The following is a 16,326-nucleotide window of genomic DNA, read 5'->3' as shown; positions in this document are numbered from 1 at the left end:
GTGATTTGCAACTTAAAAAACTTTATCCAAACGATTGGGGAGCATTAAATGGAACCCAGAAATTCAGCAAAGAAACCTAAAACAATACCTTGGCATGAAATAGAGTTTTTTTTAGTTGACGAACCGGGATATGCTAAAGTTGCAAAAGTTAATTTAGATAAATGTTCTACCGTTTACACCACTCATAAAGACGTAGAATCTATTCGAGTAAATATTCGCAAACGATTAAATGAGCGTTTTGCAGTGCCCACATATGATATTGAAATAAAAAAAATCTATAATAAGCCGCTTGCACGCTATGAATTATCTGTTCATTTGCACAATTCTTCGCTTATCTCGCCAGACAATTTTCTTAAGCTGTTAAATGGTATACGTTTAAAGGCTGAAGATTTTAAGAAACTAAAAAATTCTATATCCGCTACAAACCTCATTTCAATAACTAACCCTGTACCAACACCGTTAAAGCATGTCCCGCAGACTAATACACCATTGAATAATAATTTGGGAAATTCAATCTTAACGAGTCACTTTCCAGAGTATGCTCACTTGTTTTCTCATCATAATACCCATAGCTTTAGTTCAATAGACCTTGCTTCGCAAGTCACTAAAAATTTCACTACAAATTCAGAAGATCCATTTGAAAGTCCAGCTACCAATGTTGTGCCAACTCAAACGTCTTCTTCATCACCAACTTCTAGCTCATTTTTTCAATCCAGTTCTTCTGTATCAAGAGTAAGTCCGGAAGAAGTTAAAAAGACGATTGAGTTATTTCAACGCACTCAAAATCAACGATCAAAAAGCTGAATCACTTCGACTTCTGGAAAAGATTCAACGACCGTATCTTTATCTTTATCTAAAAATAATAATTTTAAATTAGGTCCTGCGTCTTCTGTAAAATAAAGCGGTAAGCCGCCTTTACGAAGTTGCCAAATTTTATGCATGGCGGCAATGGTTTCCGGGAGGAAATAACAAATGGGGGGCCAGCTACTCAGCATTGTTGCATGCATCGCTAAAGCATTGGATTCAGAGGTGCCACCCAGCAGAGAAAAGTTTTTACCATGAAGCGCTTGTTTTAAAATAATAAGATCCTGCATGACCTTACGGGGCCAACTTGCAAAAAGTGCACTGGTATTGACGGTTTGTAACATGGCTTGCCGCGATGAAATACTTTTTTCAGCATGTGAGATGGGCAATAAACCAATTAAAAGTTCAGGCCATTCAAAAGGAAGAGGCTCGCCATAACTATCCATACCATCGGGTGAAACCCCAGCATGCCACTCAACGAATCCATTCCAAAGCGAACGCGCAGCACTGCCACTTCCAATTCGCGCTAAAATGGAAAGATCACGCTGCTGTAACTGCCAGGCACATAAATCATTAAGAGAGGCAACAATGGATGCAAATCCACACGCAGAAGATGCAAGGCCTGCGGCAACTGGAATATTCATTTGAATATCGAGATGCAACTTAATGGAATCTTCCCCTCTAAACAAATTTAAAAAATCACTCGTTCTTTTTTTGAAAGAAGTATCAGCGCCTATGGGTACACCATTCAAAATAATGACATCATCTTCCTTATCAATCACCATCATAGAAGTTAAAGCACCTTTATCAGGTAGCGAAACAGATAGCGATGAAGTCACTGGAAGATTAAGTAGCGGATCACGTTTCCCCCAATATTTGCAAAGGGCAATATTAGTGGGTGCAAAAGCTAAACCTTTAGGCTGTTTTGGCTTTAAAACTTGATGATCATGAAAGATGCGATGAACGATTTCAGACTTTTTCACAATGGACCCCTTGTATTGCTATCTCGACTGGGATTTTAGTTACACTCGTTGCAGGGTGAGGATAGGTATAATCTGAAGGTAATGCACCTAAGCCTATTACACAATCACCTAGTCCTGCGCCTGAAATTTTTGCCCCATGGATTTGTTTTGCTTGACGTAATTCATTTACCATTTGATGTAATAAAAAATCACTTACACCCAAGGATTCCATGATCCCTTGCTGGATATTCATCACTTCGCCTAAATGCATCCAATTTTCTTTGCGAATATGTTGCATACCATCTAAAGCGCACTGGCCTAGTGCTGCATGGATAACCCGGAATAGGTGAGGATGCGAAGTGAAATAATCTTGAACTTTTTTCACGACATCGGCTGTTTTGGTTTTATAACCCGTATGGAGCGCGGTAATGGGATGGGTAAATGCAAATTTTTCAACCGATAAAGGTTGCGTTTGGTAGCCCACGATGCCGCCATACACTGAAGCTGCAATATCTGCACCCGATCCTATTCCTTGGACTTGATGAATAATCATTTTTGCTTGGCGAATTAAATCAAGCGGTGAGATTTTAATATTAAACCAATGATAAAGTGCCGAAAGTGTGGCTACCGTTACGGCAGCAGAAGATCCAAAGCCAACTTGGTGAGAGAAATTTGATTCAATTTTTAAATGGAAACCGCGCTTCATACGACCTTGATGGTACTTAATAACACTCAATACGTACTCAAAAGGGGAGACAATTTTTAATTGTGATAAAGAAGATTGATATTGACCCAAAGTTGATTCAATTTGGACTTCATCATTCAAAAGCGGGGTTAATGTGACAGTCATTCTTTTATCTAACGCACAAACGAGCGCTTGTTTGCCATAAAGTACGCCGTATTCACCCAGCAACATCAAAGAACCAGGAGCCGAAGCTTTAAGCTGCATGAACACCTCGCATTTCACCGGTAATCGGCGTGATTTCATAGTGATAACGGGATGCAGTTTGCGTGATTAGATTGCGAACCCCAACCTCTTCAGCATTCAAATGCGTTAAAAGAACTGCGCCGCCTGCATGACCAGCTACTGCACCTGCACCACAAATTTTTGCCACGGCGCCAAACTGGTTAATTTCTTCAATAAAGTGTTGAACTTGATTTGGAACGACACCAATTCGATTGAGCAACTGATGGTTGGCATGAACCGCATCACAAAACTGAGACCATGACTGATTCTGTAAGGCTATATCCATGTTTTTAGTGATGGCAGTAAACTCTTGCCTTAAATCTTGGGATTTGAATAAAGGCGCAACTTTTTCTACACATTGACCGGTTGAGGTTAAAGGGGTGCCGGTATTAACTAAGAACATAGGAAGCTTAGGAACAAAACGTTTTTGAATGTGCTCATCTTGCAAATATAAACACCCACCGTTAAAGGCAACTTGTAAATCAAGGCCACTCGATCGACCATGCTGCATATTCTCAGCCTCCAAGGCGAGCTTGAAGATACCTTCTTGAGTCAAAGGCGAATTTAAATAAGTTGATACGGCTTGCATCACACTCACAATGGTTGCAGCTGAAGAACCCATGCCACACCCAATGGGTAATTCAGATTGTAATTTAATTTTAACGCCGTGGGTTAAATTCAAATTGAGTGCATCAGCAAATAAACTTAAAGCAAATTGAGCAAGTTCAAAGGGCTTTTGTAAAACTTCGCGAATGCTAAAATCACCTTGCACAAAGCGACGATATTTATTTTTGACCCGCTCTTTTAAATGTCGCAGCGTTTGAAAATTTAACTGACTATGATGAGCAAGGTCTGATAAGTCTAATAAAAATTGAGGTAATTGCGGCGGTGTTTGATCACGACTAACTGTTGCACGCACGTAGCGATTGACAGCCATGGCAAGCGCTGGACTTCCGTAGAGAACAGCATGTTCCCCGGATAAAATTAATTTGCCCGGTGCGATCACGCATGTACTTTCTTGAAGTGTCACATGACCATCATCTTTAGAAGAACTGGAAAGAATAGTTGGAAAATCCGGTTCATCAATCAAACTCACTGGCTTATAAATACGTTTGTGACCTTCGAGCTGGGATAATTCAAAATTTCCACGCTGATAGGAACTAATGGTTTGAATACTGCCATCTTCCACATATTGAAATTGATAAAAATGTTCGTATTCACTCACTGAAAGCAATTTACGCGTTTGTAATAGATGACGATGATAGGATGAATGAAGGTGAGCCTTATAATGTGGAACCACTGTACCGCTAAAAAATTCAGCGACGCAACCTGATCCATAACTATAAAAGCCAATTCTCTTATTCGCTAAATCCTGCTCCACTTCATCAAGTAGTGACGCTAAAGCGATATATAACGAAGCAGTATAGGTATTACCAATTTTTCTGCCGTAAATTAAGGCAGCATCAATATGGGTTACACGTTCAGCTTGTAATAAATGCTGCGCATCATTTATTTTCAGTAAATGTAGATGCGCTTTTTCAACCAAGCGAGGCACAGGTGTGTGATAACAAAAGTAATCATGATCAGCAAGATTACGCCCTGATTTTTTTTGATACGCGCGCCAACATTTTTCTAGCATGGTCAGATAAATCTTACTGGAATATTTTCCATCCACCAAAGCTTCATGGCGATAATTGGGACGCCAAAAATCCATAACATTTTCAGTGACATAACCTGACTCAGTCGACAATTCTAAAATGCGGGGATTGGCCGATAATATTAAAGCTACAGCGCCTGCGCCTTGCGAGGATTCACCGGTCGTATTCAGACCATACCTGGCAACATCAGAAGCAACCAGTAAAACTTTTTTATCAGGATTTTCACGGAGAAAAGGTAAAGCCAGCTGTAATCCGAAGGTTGCTGCGTAACAAGCTTGTTTTAATTCAACGGTTCGACAGGTGTGAGGAAGTTGGAGTAATTCGTGAAGATAAAGTCCTGCAGCTTTGGATTGGTCGATACTGGATTCTGTGGCAAATAACAGCATTTCAATCGAAGTGATATCAATGTCAGTAAGAACACGCTGCGCTGCATTGGCACCCATTGTTACAATGTCTTCGCCTGGAGGCGGAACTGACATCATTAATTGCCCTAAGCCTACAGTATATTTATCGGCATCAATCCCTCGCGCTTTTGCGAGTTCCTCTAAGTCAAAAGCATACCGTGGCGTATAAAACGCAATGGCATCTATACCAACCTTGACAACCATGTTTCCTCCTTGCCCCGCTAGCAACGGGTTTTATGTTGCCACACGATTACGCCCTTCCCCTTTCTGTTTACGTCTTTCCAACTTAATGTGGCTACGCATCAATTCCCCTTGATTGGTTTGTGCAGCTAGCAAGGAGAGTTCACCGCACAACACAGCGGCGGCTGCTATAATTGCTAAACGTCTGCCATTATAACCCGGTGGTTGTTTATCCAAACATCCGAGACGTTGTAAGTTTTCCGTGACGAAAGGTAATGTTTTGCCATTACCCACAGCACCCACAATTAGATTAGGTAATGTCACTGAAAAATATAAATCATCCCCTTGAACAACTGCATGCACCATGCCTTGCGAACCTTCAATAATATTGGCGGCATCTTGACCGGTAGCTAAGTAAAAACCGAGCAGCATATTTGCAAAATGAGCATTCGCAGTTCGCAATCCTCCAGCAATAATATTGCCCATTAAATTTTTCTTAATATGCAAATCAACAATTTTCTCAGGCGCAGTTTTTAATAATTGTTTACAGAGTTCGCGCGATATCGTGACTTCAGCAATCACATTTTTACCCCGACCTAAAATACCATTAACTGCAGATGTTTTTTTATCCGAACAAAAATTGCCGGATATCGAAACGTAATGCAATTTTGGATAACGCGATAAAATCCATTCAAGCAAGCGGTCTGCTGCGAGCGTTGTCATATTGTGACCCGCTGCATCGCCGGTTAATAATTCGAGACGCAAATAAAGAAGCGTGCCAATAAGTTGCGCATTAATATCGAGTAAATTGGCGTATTGACTCGTGGTCCGAACAAGGGCTTGTAAGGTTTCCTTTTGTTTTTGAATATCTGTATAAGCTTCAAAAACATCCTTAACACAATTGCCTTCTACCAAAATAGAGCGCGACATCCGTTCGTCAACAATCGTCGCGCGAATGCCACCTGCTTGCGTACACACCTTTGCACCGCGATGGGTCGAAGGCCACAAGGGAGCTTCAAGCGTGGCTAGCGGTAACGGCACTGCACCATTAACTTCATTACTGATAATAGTTACCGGACCCACGATCCTTAAAGGGATCGCTGCAATATGTTCTGTTTTCTGCCAACGCATCATGATATTGAGCCAACAAGCGGGTTATGAAATGGCTTTTATTCTACTGGAAAAAGCGCAAACTCAGCAATGAATAACGCGCATGGATGGACCAAGTTGGTAAGATTGTGTGCTATGCAGAGACAATAAATAGGTAAGAATTAAAGTGCTTGAATCGTGGGATTAACGCTTCTTAGATTGAACACTGCACTCACCGTGCTATGAAATTGATAATAGCATCAAGGAGTGCAGCATCATCGCAAAGCAATTTCCAAACTTGAAAATGCCCAAAGTTAAGAAGACACAGATTTATTTTCTCGATTTTCTTTCTGCTTATACACGGGAAAGGCTGCGCAAAGCTTCAACACTTCTTGTTTAATTTTAGCGATTTTTGTTTCATTTTGCAGATCCTCTAAAATATCACAAATCCAATCCGCAACGATTTTTGCTTCTTTCTCCTTAAATCCTCGAGTCGTGATGGCAGGCGTTCCGATACGTAAACCGCTGGTAATGAAGGGTGATTGCGGATCATTTGGCACAGCATTTTTATTGGTAGTAATAAAGGCTCGACCCAACGTTGCTTCTGCGTCCTTACCCGTGATTTTCTTTTCAATTAAATCAATTAATATAAGATGGTTATCTGTACCATCACTCAAAATTTTATATCCGCGAGCTTGAATCACTTCAGCCATAGCGCGTGCATTTGCGACGATTTGTTTTTGATAGACTTTGAAATCATCTTGCAAAGCTTCTTTCAATGCAACCGCTTTTGCAGCAATAACATGCATTAATGGACCGCCTTGACTACCGGGAAATACGGCAGAATTTAATTTTTTTTCTAAGTCAGGATTATGCTTTGCCATAATCATGCCGCCCCGTGGACCGCGTAATGTCTTATGCGTGGTAGTCGTTGTAACATCTGCAATTTGTACAGGCGAAGGGTACACACCGGCCGCAACTAATCCAGCGACGTGTGCAATATCTGCAAGCAAAAAAGCACCCACTCGATCTGCAATGGCACGGAAACGTTGCCAATCAACGATGCGGGAATAAGCAGAGAAACCCGTCACAATTAATTTCGGCTGATGTTCGATCGCAAGCTTTTCGGCTTGCTCGTAATCAATTTCCCCTGTTTCTTCATCTAAACCATAAGCATAAAACTGATAAAGCTTGCCTGAAAAATTAACGGGTGAGCCATGCGTTAAATGGCCGCCGTGCGCAAGACTCATGCCAAGGACTTTGTCACCGGGTTGCAAAAGCGCCATGTAAGCTTCTGCATTAGCTTGCGAACCCGAGTGCGGTTGCACATTAACGTAGTCTGCACCGAATAATTCTTTAGCGCGTGCAATCGCTAAATTTTCTGCAACATCTACAAATTCGCAGCCACCGTAATAACGTTTGCCGGGATACCCTTCTGCATATTTGTTGGTGAGCACTGAACCTTGGGCGATTAAAACTGCAGGACTAACATAATTTTCAGATGCGATAAGCTCGATATGTTGTTCTTGTCGAACTAATTCATTTTCCATAGCTTGCCAAAGTTCAGGATCAAAATCCCACAATTTACGATCATTAAGCATCAACTTTATCCTTTCAATTCTGAGTTTTTGATTACGTCATCAGCTTGGCTTTGTCTCAATTGAGTAATGGCCTCAGCATAAATTGGGTACTTATTTCCAAGAATACTGGCAGCAAGAATCGCTGCATTAATTGCGCCTGCTTTGCCCACGGCTAAGGTGCCCACTGGAATTCCTGCAGGCATTTGGACAATTGAAAGTAAAGCGTCTAAACCATTCGTAAAAGTAGAGGAAGACATCGGCACACCGAGTACAGGACGTGTCGTCTTCGCAGCGATGACACCGGGTAAGTGAGCTGCACCCCCTGCTGCTGCAATAAAAACTTCAACACCTGCAGATTCTGCTTCCTGAAGATAATGAAACAAGGCATCGGGTGTACGATGCGCTGATAAAGCGCGAGCTTGATGAGGTATTCCTAATCGGTCCAACATCGAACTTGTTTCTTGCATGATAGTCCAATCTGATTTGGAACCCATTAACACACTCACTAAAATTTTTGTCATGGGGTATGTGCCTTAAGTAGAATTTTAATGCTTAAAACATCGCACGCCTGTAAAAGCCATTGGGATCCCATGTTCATTACAAGCCGCAATAACTTCTTCATCACGGATTGAGCCACCGGGCTGAACAATGGCACCAATGCCTGACTGAGCGATGGTATCTATACTATCCCGAAACGGAAAAAAAGCATCCGATGCAAGAATCGCACCTTTAGCATTGGGCCCTGCTTTTTTAAGCGCCATTTCGACAGCATCAATCCGGGAAACTTGACCTGCGCCAATTCCAACGGTTTTGTTACCTTTTGTCAGTAAAATAGCGTTTGATTTAATATGTTTCAAAATTTTCCAAGCAAAGGCCATTGCCTCTAGGTCACCTTGAGAAAGTTGCGTTTGGGTGACAACTTTTAAATTATTGGCAGAAACCAGATGCTTATCTTTTTCTTGTAATAAAATACCACCAGAGATAAAGCGAATTTCATGATCATGCTCATCCTTTTCTGGCATTAGTAGTAAACGTAAATTAGGTTTTTCAGCAAAGCGTGCAAGCGCTGCTTCTGAGTAGGCAGGGGCTATCACCATTTCAGTAAAGTTTGCGAGAATCTTACCCGCACAATCATCATCGCAAGGATAATTTAATGCAACGATACCACCGAATGCTGCAACAGAATCTGCGGTAAATGCCTTCACATAAGCATCGACCAGAGTTAGCGCTGAAGCCACCCCACAGGGATTACCATGTTTAACGATGACACAAGTAGGGGCTGTAAATTCGGTGGATAAATTAACTGCAGCTTCTGCATCCAACAAATTATTATAAGAAAGGGGCTTACCTTGCAACTTTCTTGCGGTCAACATTCCAGTGGTCGCATCTTTGAATTGATATGCATAAGCACGTTGATGGGGATTTTCGCCATAACGTAAATCCATTTGTTTTGTAAGCTTTAAATTTAAATCAGAAGGATGAGCATGTTTTTCTTCACGAATGGAATTGAAATAATCGGCTACCATTGCATCATAAGTACTGGTGATTGCAAAAGTTTTAGCGGCTAAATTTTCACGGGTTTCGAAGGATAAACTTTTGGATGATTCAAGTTCAGTCATGATTGATAAGTAATCGTGCGGATCAACCACAACGCCAACCCAAGCAAAGTTTTTCGCAGCCGCCCGCGCCATGGCAGGCCCACCTATATCAATGTACTCGATCACTTCATCCCACGTTCCTTCAGCATCTTGAAATGGATAGAAGTTAACAACTACTAAATCGATCCAATCAATTTCATGCAAAACGGCTTGCGCGGCATGCTTATCGCGACGACCTAAAATGCCGCCATGAATTTTGGGATGCAGTGTTTTGACTCTCCCCTCAAGCATTTCCGGTAACCCGGTCACTTCTTCCACTTTTTGATGAGGGATGCCAGCTTCACTTAATAAGCGGGAAGTTCCGCCCGTAGAAATAATTTCGACTTTTAAGTCATTGAGTTTTTGAGCAAACGGTACGATACCGGTTTTATCTGAAACTGAAAGTAGTGCGCGTTTTATGGGGATAAGTCGCATAAAGGGCCTTATTCGACACAGCAAAAACTTTGGCCTATTATACCGGCTCAAAAAAATTTAGATACTATAAGGATGTTTCAAATGAGAAGAACTATTTTTCAACGGGTTACAATCGCTATGACGCTCGGTTTCACCCCCGTCATTTTTGCGAGTCCTCATTTTTATTTACAAATGGAGAATAAAACTGATCAAAATGTTACCATTAGCTTTAAAAAAGAGGTGGGGAATGTTTATTTAGAACCGACCTTACCTGATGAGACACCCTTGGCTGCGCATACCTTGGGAGCAAAATATGAAGTGCATATTGAACCCATGGAACGAACAGCGACTTTTAATGTTCATTTTACGGGTCGTCAATATTGCCAATACAACATTAGTTTTTATGGCCCCGGTAATCCTAAAGTAACTGTTTCAGGACCTGGTTGTCACGGTGGGGGATATCGCGTTTTGGATCACACCCTGTTGTTATACGTTAGTGATATAAGAAGAAGTTAAAAATTATAATGAACAAACTCAATCCCCGCATGCTCGTGCTCTTTCTATTTATTGTCATTACCTGGGGAATCGCATGGCCTGTCAATAAGATTGGACTGCAGCACATGACGCCCCTCTGGTATACAACGCTGCGTTTGATCATAGGAACAGTTACCATGATGGGGATTGTGATTGCACTGAAAAAATTTACCTGGCCTAAACCCAAAGATTATCCACTCGTTACACTCATTGGGTTTTTGCAAATTAGCCTTTATATTTTGCTGACTAACATTGGCCTTTATTATCTTCCTGCCGGCCATTCCTCCATGCTTGCCTACACGACACCACTTTGGGTCATGCCTATCGCGACTCTCTTTTTTCGTGAAGAAGCTTCAGCACTTAAATGGTTAGGATTTCTTTTAGGAATTGGTGGTTTAGTCATTTTATTAAGTCCTTGGCAACTCAATTGGCGAGACGCGGATGTTATTTTTGGCAGTGTCATGTTACTTCTTGCCTCACTTTGCTGGGCCATTTCAATGCTTTGTGTGCGCTATATGGCTTGGACAAAATCGCCGCTTGAATTGATTCCTTGGCAATTATTAGCGGGCACGATACCCATATTGATTTATACCTTTATTCAAGAACCTATCTTCACCGTGACCTGGAGCCCGAGCTTAATTCTCTCTCTCCTTTATACCGGGGTACTTGTTACCGGACTTTCCTACTGGGGCGGCGTCATTATTAATAAAGAAGTTTCAACCACCATTGTGTCTTTAGGCTTTCTGATTGTACCGGTATTCAGTTTGATTATTTCTGCTATCTTCATGAACGAAGCGATTACGATTTTAACTGCTTCTGCGATGGGGTTAATTGTGCTGGGGTTAGCTTGCGTTGTGGCTTAAGTGATTTAATTGTTTGTCTCAAGTCATCTGAATATGTACATTCCTTACTTCAAGAATTAGTACGTTGGGCGCAATTTCTAATATTAAAAACTTACTTTTGCGAGGTTTTTTCTGATTTAGAAATAGCTTTTTTGGACTTCATGCGTGTGCCTTTAAATAGCATGACGAACCATTTTTTATGGGTTTCGGGAAAAGTTTTTTTAACTTCACGATAGAGTTGGCTGTTTTTAATTTGATCATCGATACCATGATCTTTTTCACATTCCTCTAATAATTCAATATATTTATTTTGAACAAAAGCAGAGCGAGCAGCGATCGTATCTAATTTTTTACGTAACGCGATAGCATCTTTGTTTAACAGGGTGTAATAACTTTGTAGGCGTAATAAATAATTTTTTAAATAATTTAACCGCGCCGATAAAGGTAATCCTTTCGGTTTAATCATTTCATGCAATTCAAAATAGTTTAGTTTTTTATCATAATCACACAAGGCTTCAAAACTATCTACTGTTTGTCTTAAATGAATCACGGCTTTCAAATAAGCGAGTTCTTGCAAACGTAACAAATAATCTTGCGAAAGAATTTCTCGTACAGCTTCTTGAAAAAATTGGTCATGATCAGCTTCATGAAGATGATGCTGTAAAACAAAATCAATATGTTTAGACAGATTTCCATACACTTCAATTAAGGTTGCTAAATTTGCTTTCTTAAACAACCAACTCGCCATTGTTAATGCTTCTAATTCTTCCCCACCTAAATAGGCTGAAATGCATTGATTGATTTTACTCACCAATAATCTTTTATCTTTTAGCACAGCGGGTTTTTCTTCAAGCAAAGTATTCAAATCTTCCCAGCATTTAGTTTCCGTAAAAGCATGGACTTCCGGATCAATGTCTTCGTATTGTTCGGCGCTTTCATTTATTTCAAAACCATGAACTTGGATACGGTTCGCTAAACCCAATTCCTGTAGCTTTGTTTCCAATTTTCCAACATGTCTCACAGGGGTAAAAGCAAGTCGAATATGCGTTGCAGGCAATTCATCTTGAAATATACTTTGCTCGTTATTTAAAGTAGGTGCAACTGAGGTGCAAAATATAATCGGATAGGGATCATGTATCTCCGCACGGAGATCTTCATCGGCACGAAAAGGCACGAGGTTTGATTTTAAAATATTATCAATGCGTAAATAGTATTTATCAAAATAAGATTGAGCGTTGACTCCGGATTTAGCTAAACGTACTTTTTGATTCTGCAGTAAAGTTAGGTAATGCCCGCCTTTGTCATGGATTGTTTTATCTAAAAAATTAATATTAATGAGAAGAACAATTAATTTTTTTAAACTTCGTATGTAATTATGGGGCGTCATTTGCAAAATAGTTTGGACAATAACTTTGTGAAATTCATTTGTTTGAATCTGACTTAAACCATCCGTCGCTTTTTTATAACAGCGTTTAATACCCTTTTGAGTGACTAATTCGCCCAGAAAATGATGGGGCGAAAAATTTTCTCCTCTGGTAAGCAATCGTTGCTCACTAAACATAGGATAAATGCCATATTTTTTTCGTAATTGCGCGTAAGGAATAAGCGAAAAAGGAATCATGAGGATGCGACTTTCTTTAGGATGGGAAACGGTTGTTGTTTTACCCATAAAAGCTAATAGAACTGAGGAGTGGGTTAAAATGAATTGAATAGCATTTTCTTTCGTAGCTAGATGATTATATTGGTTAATGACATCAACAATATAAGTATAATCCCGCTTTACATCTCCCGAAGCTCCCATCGCACCACCCTCGCTGTGCACTTGTTAAATTATAGAGTAGTTTGAGTTGGTAAATATTAAGACAGTTGGTAAAAAGAGGTTAATTTTATGCCAAATTTTTGGATAATAAATCAATCGCTTCAATCAACGCTAATCCTTCAAGTTCTTGAACCCGCGCTTTCAAAGTTTCTGGGGTATCATCTTGTAAAATCTTACATTTTTTCTGTAAAACGGCAGGACCTCGGTCCACTTCGTCAGTCACATAATGTACGGTGCAGCCCGTCTCAGGAACTTTCGCCTCGAGCACCGCCTTATGGACAGCCAAATCCATCTTTCCCTCAAAAGCTGGGAGGAGTGAGGGATGGATATTAATAATTTTATGGCGCCAATGCTGTACAAAAGTTGGGGACAATATACGCATGTAGCCGATGAGAACAATAAGATCAAAATCATATTCACTAAGTGCGGTCGCAAGCTTTGCATCGAAATCTTCGCGGGATAAATTTTCGGCCTTGATAGAAAAGGTCTTTAATCCATAATTTTTAGCCACGCTTAAAATAAGAGCATCAGGTTTGTTGCTTATGACAATTTCAATACTTGCCTTCAATTTCCCAACTGAAATCGCTTCAACTAACGTATGTAAATGGGTTCCGCGTGTTGAGCCTAAAATACTTAAGCGCATTTTGAAATCCTAAGTTGCGCCATGGCTCGCATTTTTTTCTCAATGAGTTGCGGCGAACCAATATCTTCCCGGTAATAGAAAGCACCCTGCATTTGTCGCAACGCTTCTTCAGCTGCTAAATGAGCTTCTGTGATCGTTTTTCCCCTACCCACAAAAGCTGCAGTACGAGCACCCGTGGCAAACAAGCCGTCAGATGTTTCATTAATGCCAGCTAAAAATAAGGAAGTGTTATGGAAACTCAAAGGAGGTTGAAAACGCGGTTGCTGTGGTTGGTCAGGATAACCTTGTGGAACAAGATATTTACAGACGGTTGCAAACTTTTTGAAACGCACTTCTGTTTCATGTAATGTACCATTCACCATCGCATTACAAATGGTTAATAAATCTGTTTCTAAAATGGATAAAACATTAAAAATTTCAGGATCCCCAAACCGGGCATTAAATTCAATCACAAATACACCCTTTGCTGTAGCGATGAAACTGCCATACAAAATACCAATATAAGGATCGCCCCCTGCTTTGTTGAAGCCATCAATCACACCTTGATTAATTGCTAATGCTTGCTTAATTTCATCTTCGGTTAAAAAAGGCAAGCGATGATCTGCATCAGAATAGCTGCCCATACCACCCGTATTGGGACCCTGATCGTTTACAAAGGCTCGTTTGTGATCTTGAACCACCGGCATGGGCACAAGCGTTTTGCCATCGCAAAAACACATTAACGAAAATTCTTGGCCTATCAGCTTCTCCTCAATGACAAACGATTGGTTTTGCGCAAGAATCGACTGGCAAAAAGCTAAAGCTTCTTGCTGCGAAAATAAATGTTCCCCTGCGACTTTTACCCCTTTTCCACTCATTAAACCATCGGCTTTAATAACATAGTGATCATCGCCTAATCCTTCTAAAAAAGGACGTGCTTGATCCAGTTGATTAAATTGACCGAAACGTGGAGCGCCAGGAATATCGAACCGGTTCATAAAATGTCGTGCAAAAGCTTTACTCGTTTCGATTTGAGCTAAATATTTTCGTGGACCAATCGTAGGAATATTGCAATGCCAAAGCGCATCTGCCACGCCATCTCTTAGGGGCGCTTCAGGACCAATCAAGACAAGACTAATTTTCCACTGTTGGGCTTGAATTTTAATTTGCTCGACATCGCTTAAATCACCGATACGATAACCATCACTGAGGATCGCGATACCGGGATTACGATAAGGGCCATAACAGAATACTTTAGGTTGGTTTACTGCACTTTTTAATTGCTTAACGAGTGCATGTTCTCGGCCCCCGGTGCCGATGACTAAGATATTCATTTTTTTTGCTCCGCTTGTCGGGTGGCTTCACTCAAGGCTGCTTTTTCTGCGTCTACATTTCCACAAATATATTGGCCATCCATACAAGCCATACAAGGTTTTACGATGTGATGTTCGCCGCGACGTGTGACTGCTTCCACTAAATCTTCTTGGGTTTGATAGAGTAATAAGTCGACGCCTAAAAAAGTACGAACTCCTTCTTCGTCATCATTGGCTGCAATCAAATTTTTCTGCGTTGGAATATCAATCCCATAAAAACAAGGGTTTTTAATCGGTGGACTACTGGAAGCAAAATAAATTGCCTTTGCGCCTGCTTCTTTAACCATTTTCACAATTTCTCGTGATGTTGTACCGCGCACAATACTATCGTCAACGATTAAAACATTTTTATTTTGGATTTCAATCTGTTGTGGGGTGAGTTTATAACGAACATGGCGGGCGCGAGTTTTTTGGTTAGGCATAATAAAAGTGCGGCCAATGAAAGGATTTTTATATAAACCTTCTGAATAACGCACCCCCAATGTTTGTGCAAAAGCAAGCGCTGCAGTATTTGCGGTAAATGGAGCTGGAATCACAACATCGGGTAAACAATCCGGAAAACGGCGCTGCCATGTTTTCGCTAAATTTTCTCCCATGCGAATGCGAGAGCGATAGACATTGACTCCATCAAGCGTTGCATCAGGACGTGCAAAATAAACATATTCGAATACGCACGGCCGGAAAGCTTTGGGCTCAATGACGCGTCGCATTAGTTTTCCCCTCGTCGAAACATAGGCGACTTCTCCAGGTTGCAAGTCACCTTGAGGTACAAATCCGAGGGCATAAAAAGGTGTCGTTTCAGAAGCAAAAATATAATCTTGTGTACCATCGGCATTTTCTCTAACGCCATACGCTAAAGGACGAATACCGTGTGGATCCCGAAAAGCAACCAAGCCTTTGCCAATGACAATCGTTACGACAGAATAGGAACCTTTAACTTCCTGAAAAATCGTTCGGGTCGCTCTGCATAAATTATCAAAAAAAGAAGCATCATCATGTTCAGTATGAGAATGTTTAGCCAATGAATCAGCTAAGAGATGCAATAATACTTCTGAATCAAGGGAAGAATTGAGATGACGATGTTGATCGTAACGAATACGATCAGCAATAGCTTGGTAATTCACTAAGTTGCCATTATGCGCTAAAGCAATGCCACGCGGGCTACCAATCCATAACGGCTGAATATCTGATTGCCCATATCCCCCCGCTGTCGGATAACGCGTATGCGCAATGCCTATATTGCCTTGTAAAGAATCGAGATCCTCAGAATTAAATATTTCGCGAACCAAGCCAAGACCTTGCTTGGTAAAAAATTTATTATTACAAGTTAAGATACCTGCAGCATCTTGGCCACGATGTTGCAAATGAATGAGGCTATCATAGAGTGATTGCGCAACAGGTTCATGACTGTATATCCCAACTATTCCACACATAATACACT

14 protein-coding genes are annotated in these 16,326 nt (G+C 40.8%); 3 read left to right on the top strand and 11 right to left on the bottom strand.

The window, feature by feature from the left end:
* The first annotated feature begins 48 nt into the window (after positions 1-48).
* A complete protein-coding gene (locus tag H0W64_00190) occupies positions 49-804 on the top strand; it encodes a hypothetical protein (GenBank protein ID MBA3660130.1) in 756 nt (251 codons plus the stop codon).
* Here the strand turns inward: H0W64_00190 and mvaD are convergent.
* The 7 genes from mvaD to purH all read right to left on the bottom strand — a co-directional run bounded on the left by mvaD (position 786) and on the right by purH (position 9,716).
* A complete protein-coding gene (gene mvaD / locus H0W64_00185; protein MBA3660129.1) occupies positions 786-1,787 on the bottom strand; it encodes a diphosphomevalonate decarboxylase in 1,002 nt (333 codons plus the stop codon). The genes H0W64_00190 and mvaD overlap by 19 nt on opposite strands.
* Positions 1,774-2,715, bottom strand: a complete 942-nt coding sequence (gene mvk, locus H0W64_00180; GenBank protein ID MBA3660128.1) for a mevalonate kinase — start codon at positions 2,713-2,715, stop codon at positions 1,774-1,776. The genes mvaD and mvk overlap by 14 nt, the downstream gene beginning before the upstream one ends.
* Positions 2,705-4,999: a hydroxymethylglutaryl-CoA synthase gene (locus H0W64_00175; GenBank protein MBA3660127.1), complete on the bottom strand. Its 2,295-nt coding sequence runs from the start codon at positions 4,997-4,999 to the stop codon at positions 2,705-2,707. The genes mvk and H0W64_00175 overlap by 11 nt, the downstream gene beginning before the upstream one ends.
* A gap of 30 nt (positions 5,000-5,029) precedes the next feature.
* The gene (locus H0W64_00170; protein ID MBA3660126.1) at positions 5,030-6,106 is read right to left on the bottom strand and encodes a hydroxymethylglutaryl-CoA reductase; all 1,077 of its coding nucleotides are present in this window, start codon (positions 6,104-6,106) and stop codon (positions 5,030-5,032) included.
* A gap of 272 nt (positions 6,107-6,378) precedes the next feature.
* Positions 6,379-7,665: a serine hydroxymethyltransferase gene (locus H0W64_00165; protein ID MBA3660125.1), complete on the bottom strand. Its 1,287-nt coding sequence runs from the start codon at positions 7,663-7,665 to the stop codon at positions 6,379-6,381.
* Positions 7,666-7,670: 5 nt separating this feature from the next.
* On the bottom strand, positions 7,671-8,165 hold the full coding sequence (gene purE / locus H0W64_00160; GenBank protein ID MBA3660124.1) for a 5-(carboxyamino)imidazole ribonucleotide mutase: 495 nt from the start codon (positions 8,163-8,165) through the stop codon (positions 7,671-7,673).
* A gap of 24 nt (positions 8,166-8,189) precedes the next feature.
* Positions 8,190-9,716, bottom strand: coding sequence for a bifunctional phosphoribosylaminoimidazolecarboxamide formyltransferase/IMP cyclohydrolase (gene purH / locus H0W64_00155; protein ID MBA3660123.1), 1,527 nt, complete (start codon positions 9,714-9,716; stop codon positions 8,190-8,192).
* An 81-nt stretch (positions 9,717-9,797) separates the two neighbouring features.
* On the opposite strand from purH, the gene H0W64_00150 reads away from it, so the two are divergent.
* Together H0W64_00150 and H0W64_00145 are read left to right on the top strand one after the other, a co-directional pair.
* Entirely contained in the window at positions 9,798-10,211 is a 414-nt protein-coding gene (locus tag H0W64_00150) for a hypothetical protein (protein MBA3660122.1), read from the top strand.
* A gap of 8 nt (positions 10,212-10,219) precedes the next feature.
* Positions 10,220-11,092 carry a DMT family transporter gene (locus H0W64_00145; protein ID MBA3660121.1) on the top strand — a complete coding sequence of 291 codons (873 nt, stop codon included), beginning with the start codon at positions 10,220-10,222 and terminating at the stop codon, positions 11,090-11,092.
* Between the two features lie 91 nt (positions 11,093-11,183).
* Here the strand turns inward: H0W64_00145 and H0W64_00140 are convergent, their stop codons facing one another.
* From H0W64_00140 to purF, 4 genes are all read right to left on the bottom strand, one after another.
* Positions 11,184-12,872 carry a hypothetical protein gene (locus H0W64_00140; GenBank protein ID MBA3660120.1) on the bottom strand — a complete coding sequence of 563 codons (1,689 nt, stop codon included), beginning with the start codon at positions 12,870-12,872 and terminating at the stop codon, positions 11,184-11,186.
* 85 nt (positions 12,873-12,957) lie between these two features.
* Positions 12,958-13,533, bottom strand: a complete 576-nt coding sequence (gene purN, locus H0W64_00135) for a phosphoribosylglycinamide formyltransferase (GenBank protein ID MBA3660119.1) — start codon at positions 13,531-13,533, stop codon at positions 12,958-12,960.
* Positions 13,524-14,846, bottom strand: coding sequence for a phosphoribosylamine--glycine ligase (purD, locus tag H0W64_00130; protein ID MBA3660118.1), 1,323 nt, complete (start codon positions 14,844-14,846; stop codon positions 13,524-13,526). Before purD ends, purN begins: the two co-directional genes overlap by 10 nt.
* A complete protein-coding gene (gene purF / locus H0W64_00125; protein MBA3660117.1) occupies positions 14,843-16,318 on the bottom strand; it encodes an amidophosphoribosyltransferase in 1,476 nt (491 codons plus the stop codon). The genes purD and purF overlap by 4 nt, the downstream gene beginning before the upstream one ends.
* Positions 16,319-16,326: the final 8 nt, after the last annotated feature.

This window comes from Gammaproteobacteria bacterium, from assembly GCA_013816845.1.
GTDB lineage: Bacteria > Pseudomonadota > Gammaproteobacteria > DSM-16500 > DSM-16500 > Aquicella.
This window is presented reverse-complemented; position numbering and strand designations above follow the sequence as displayed.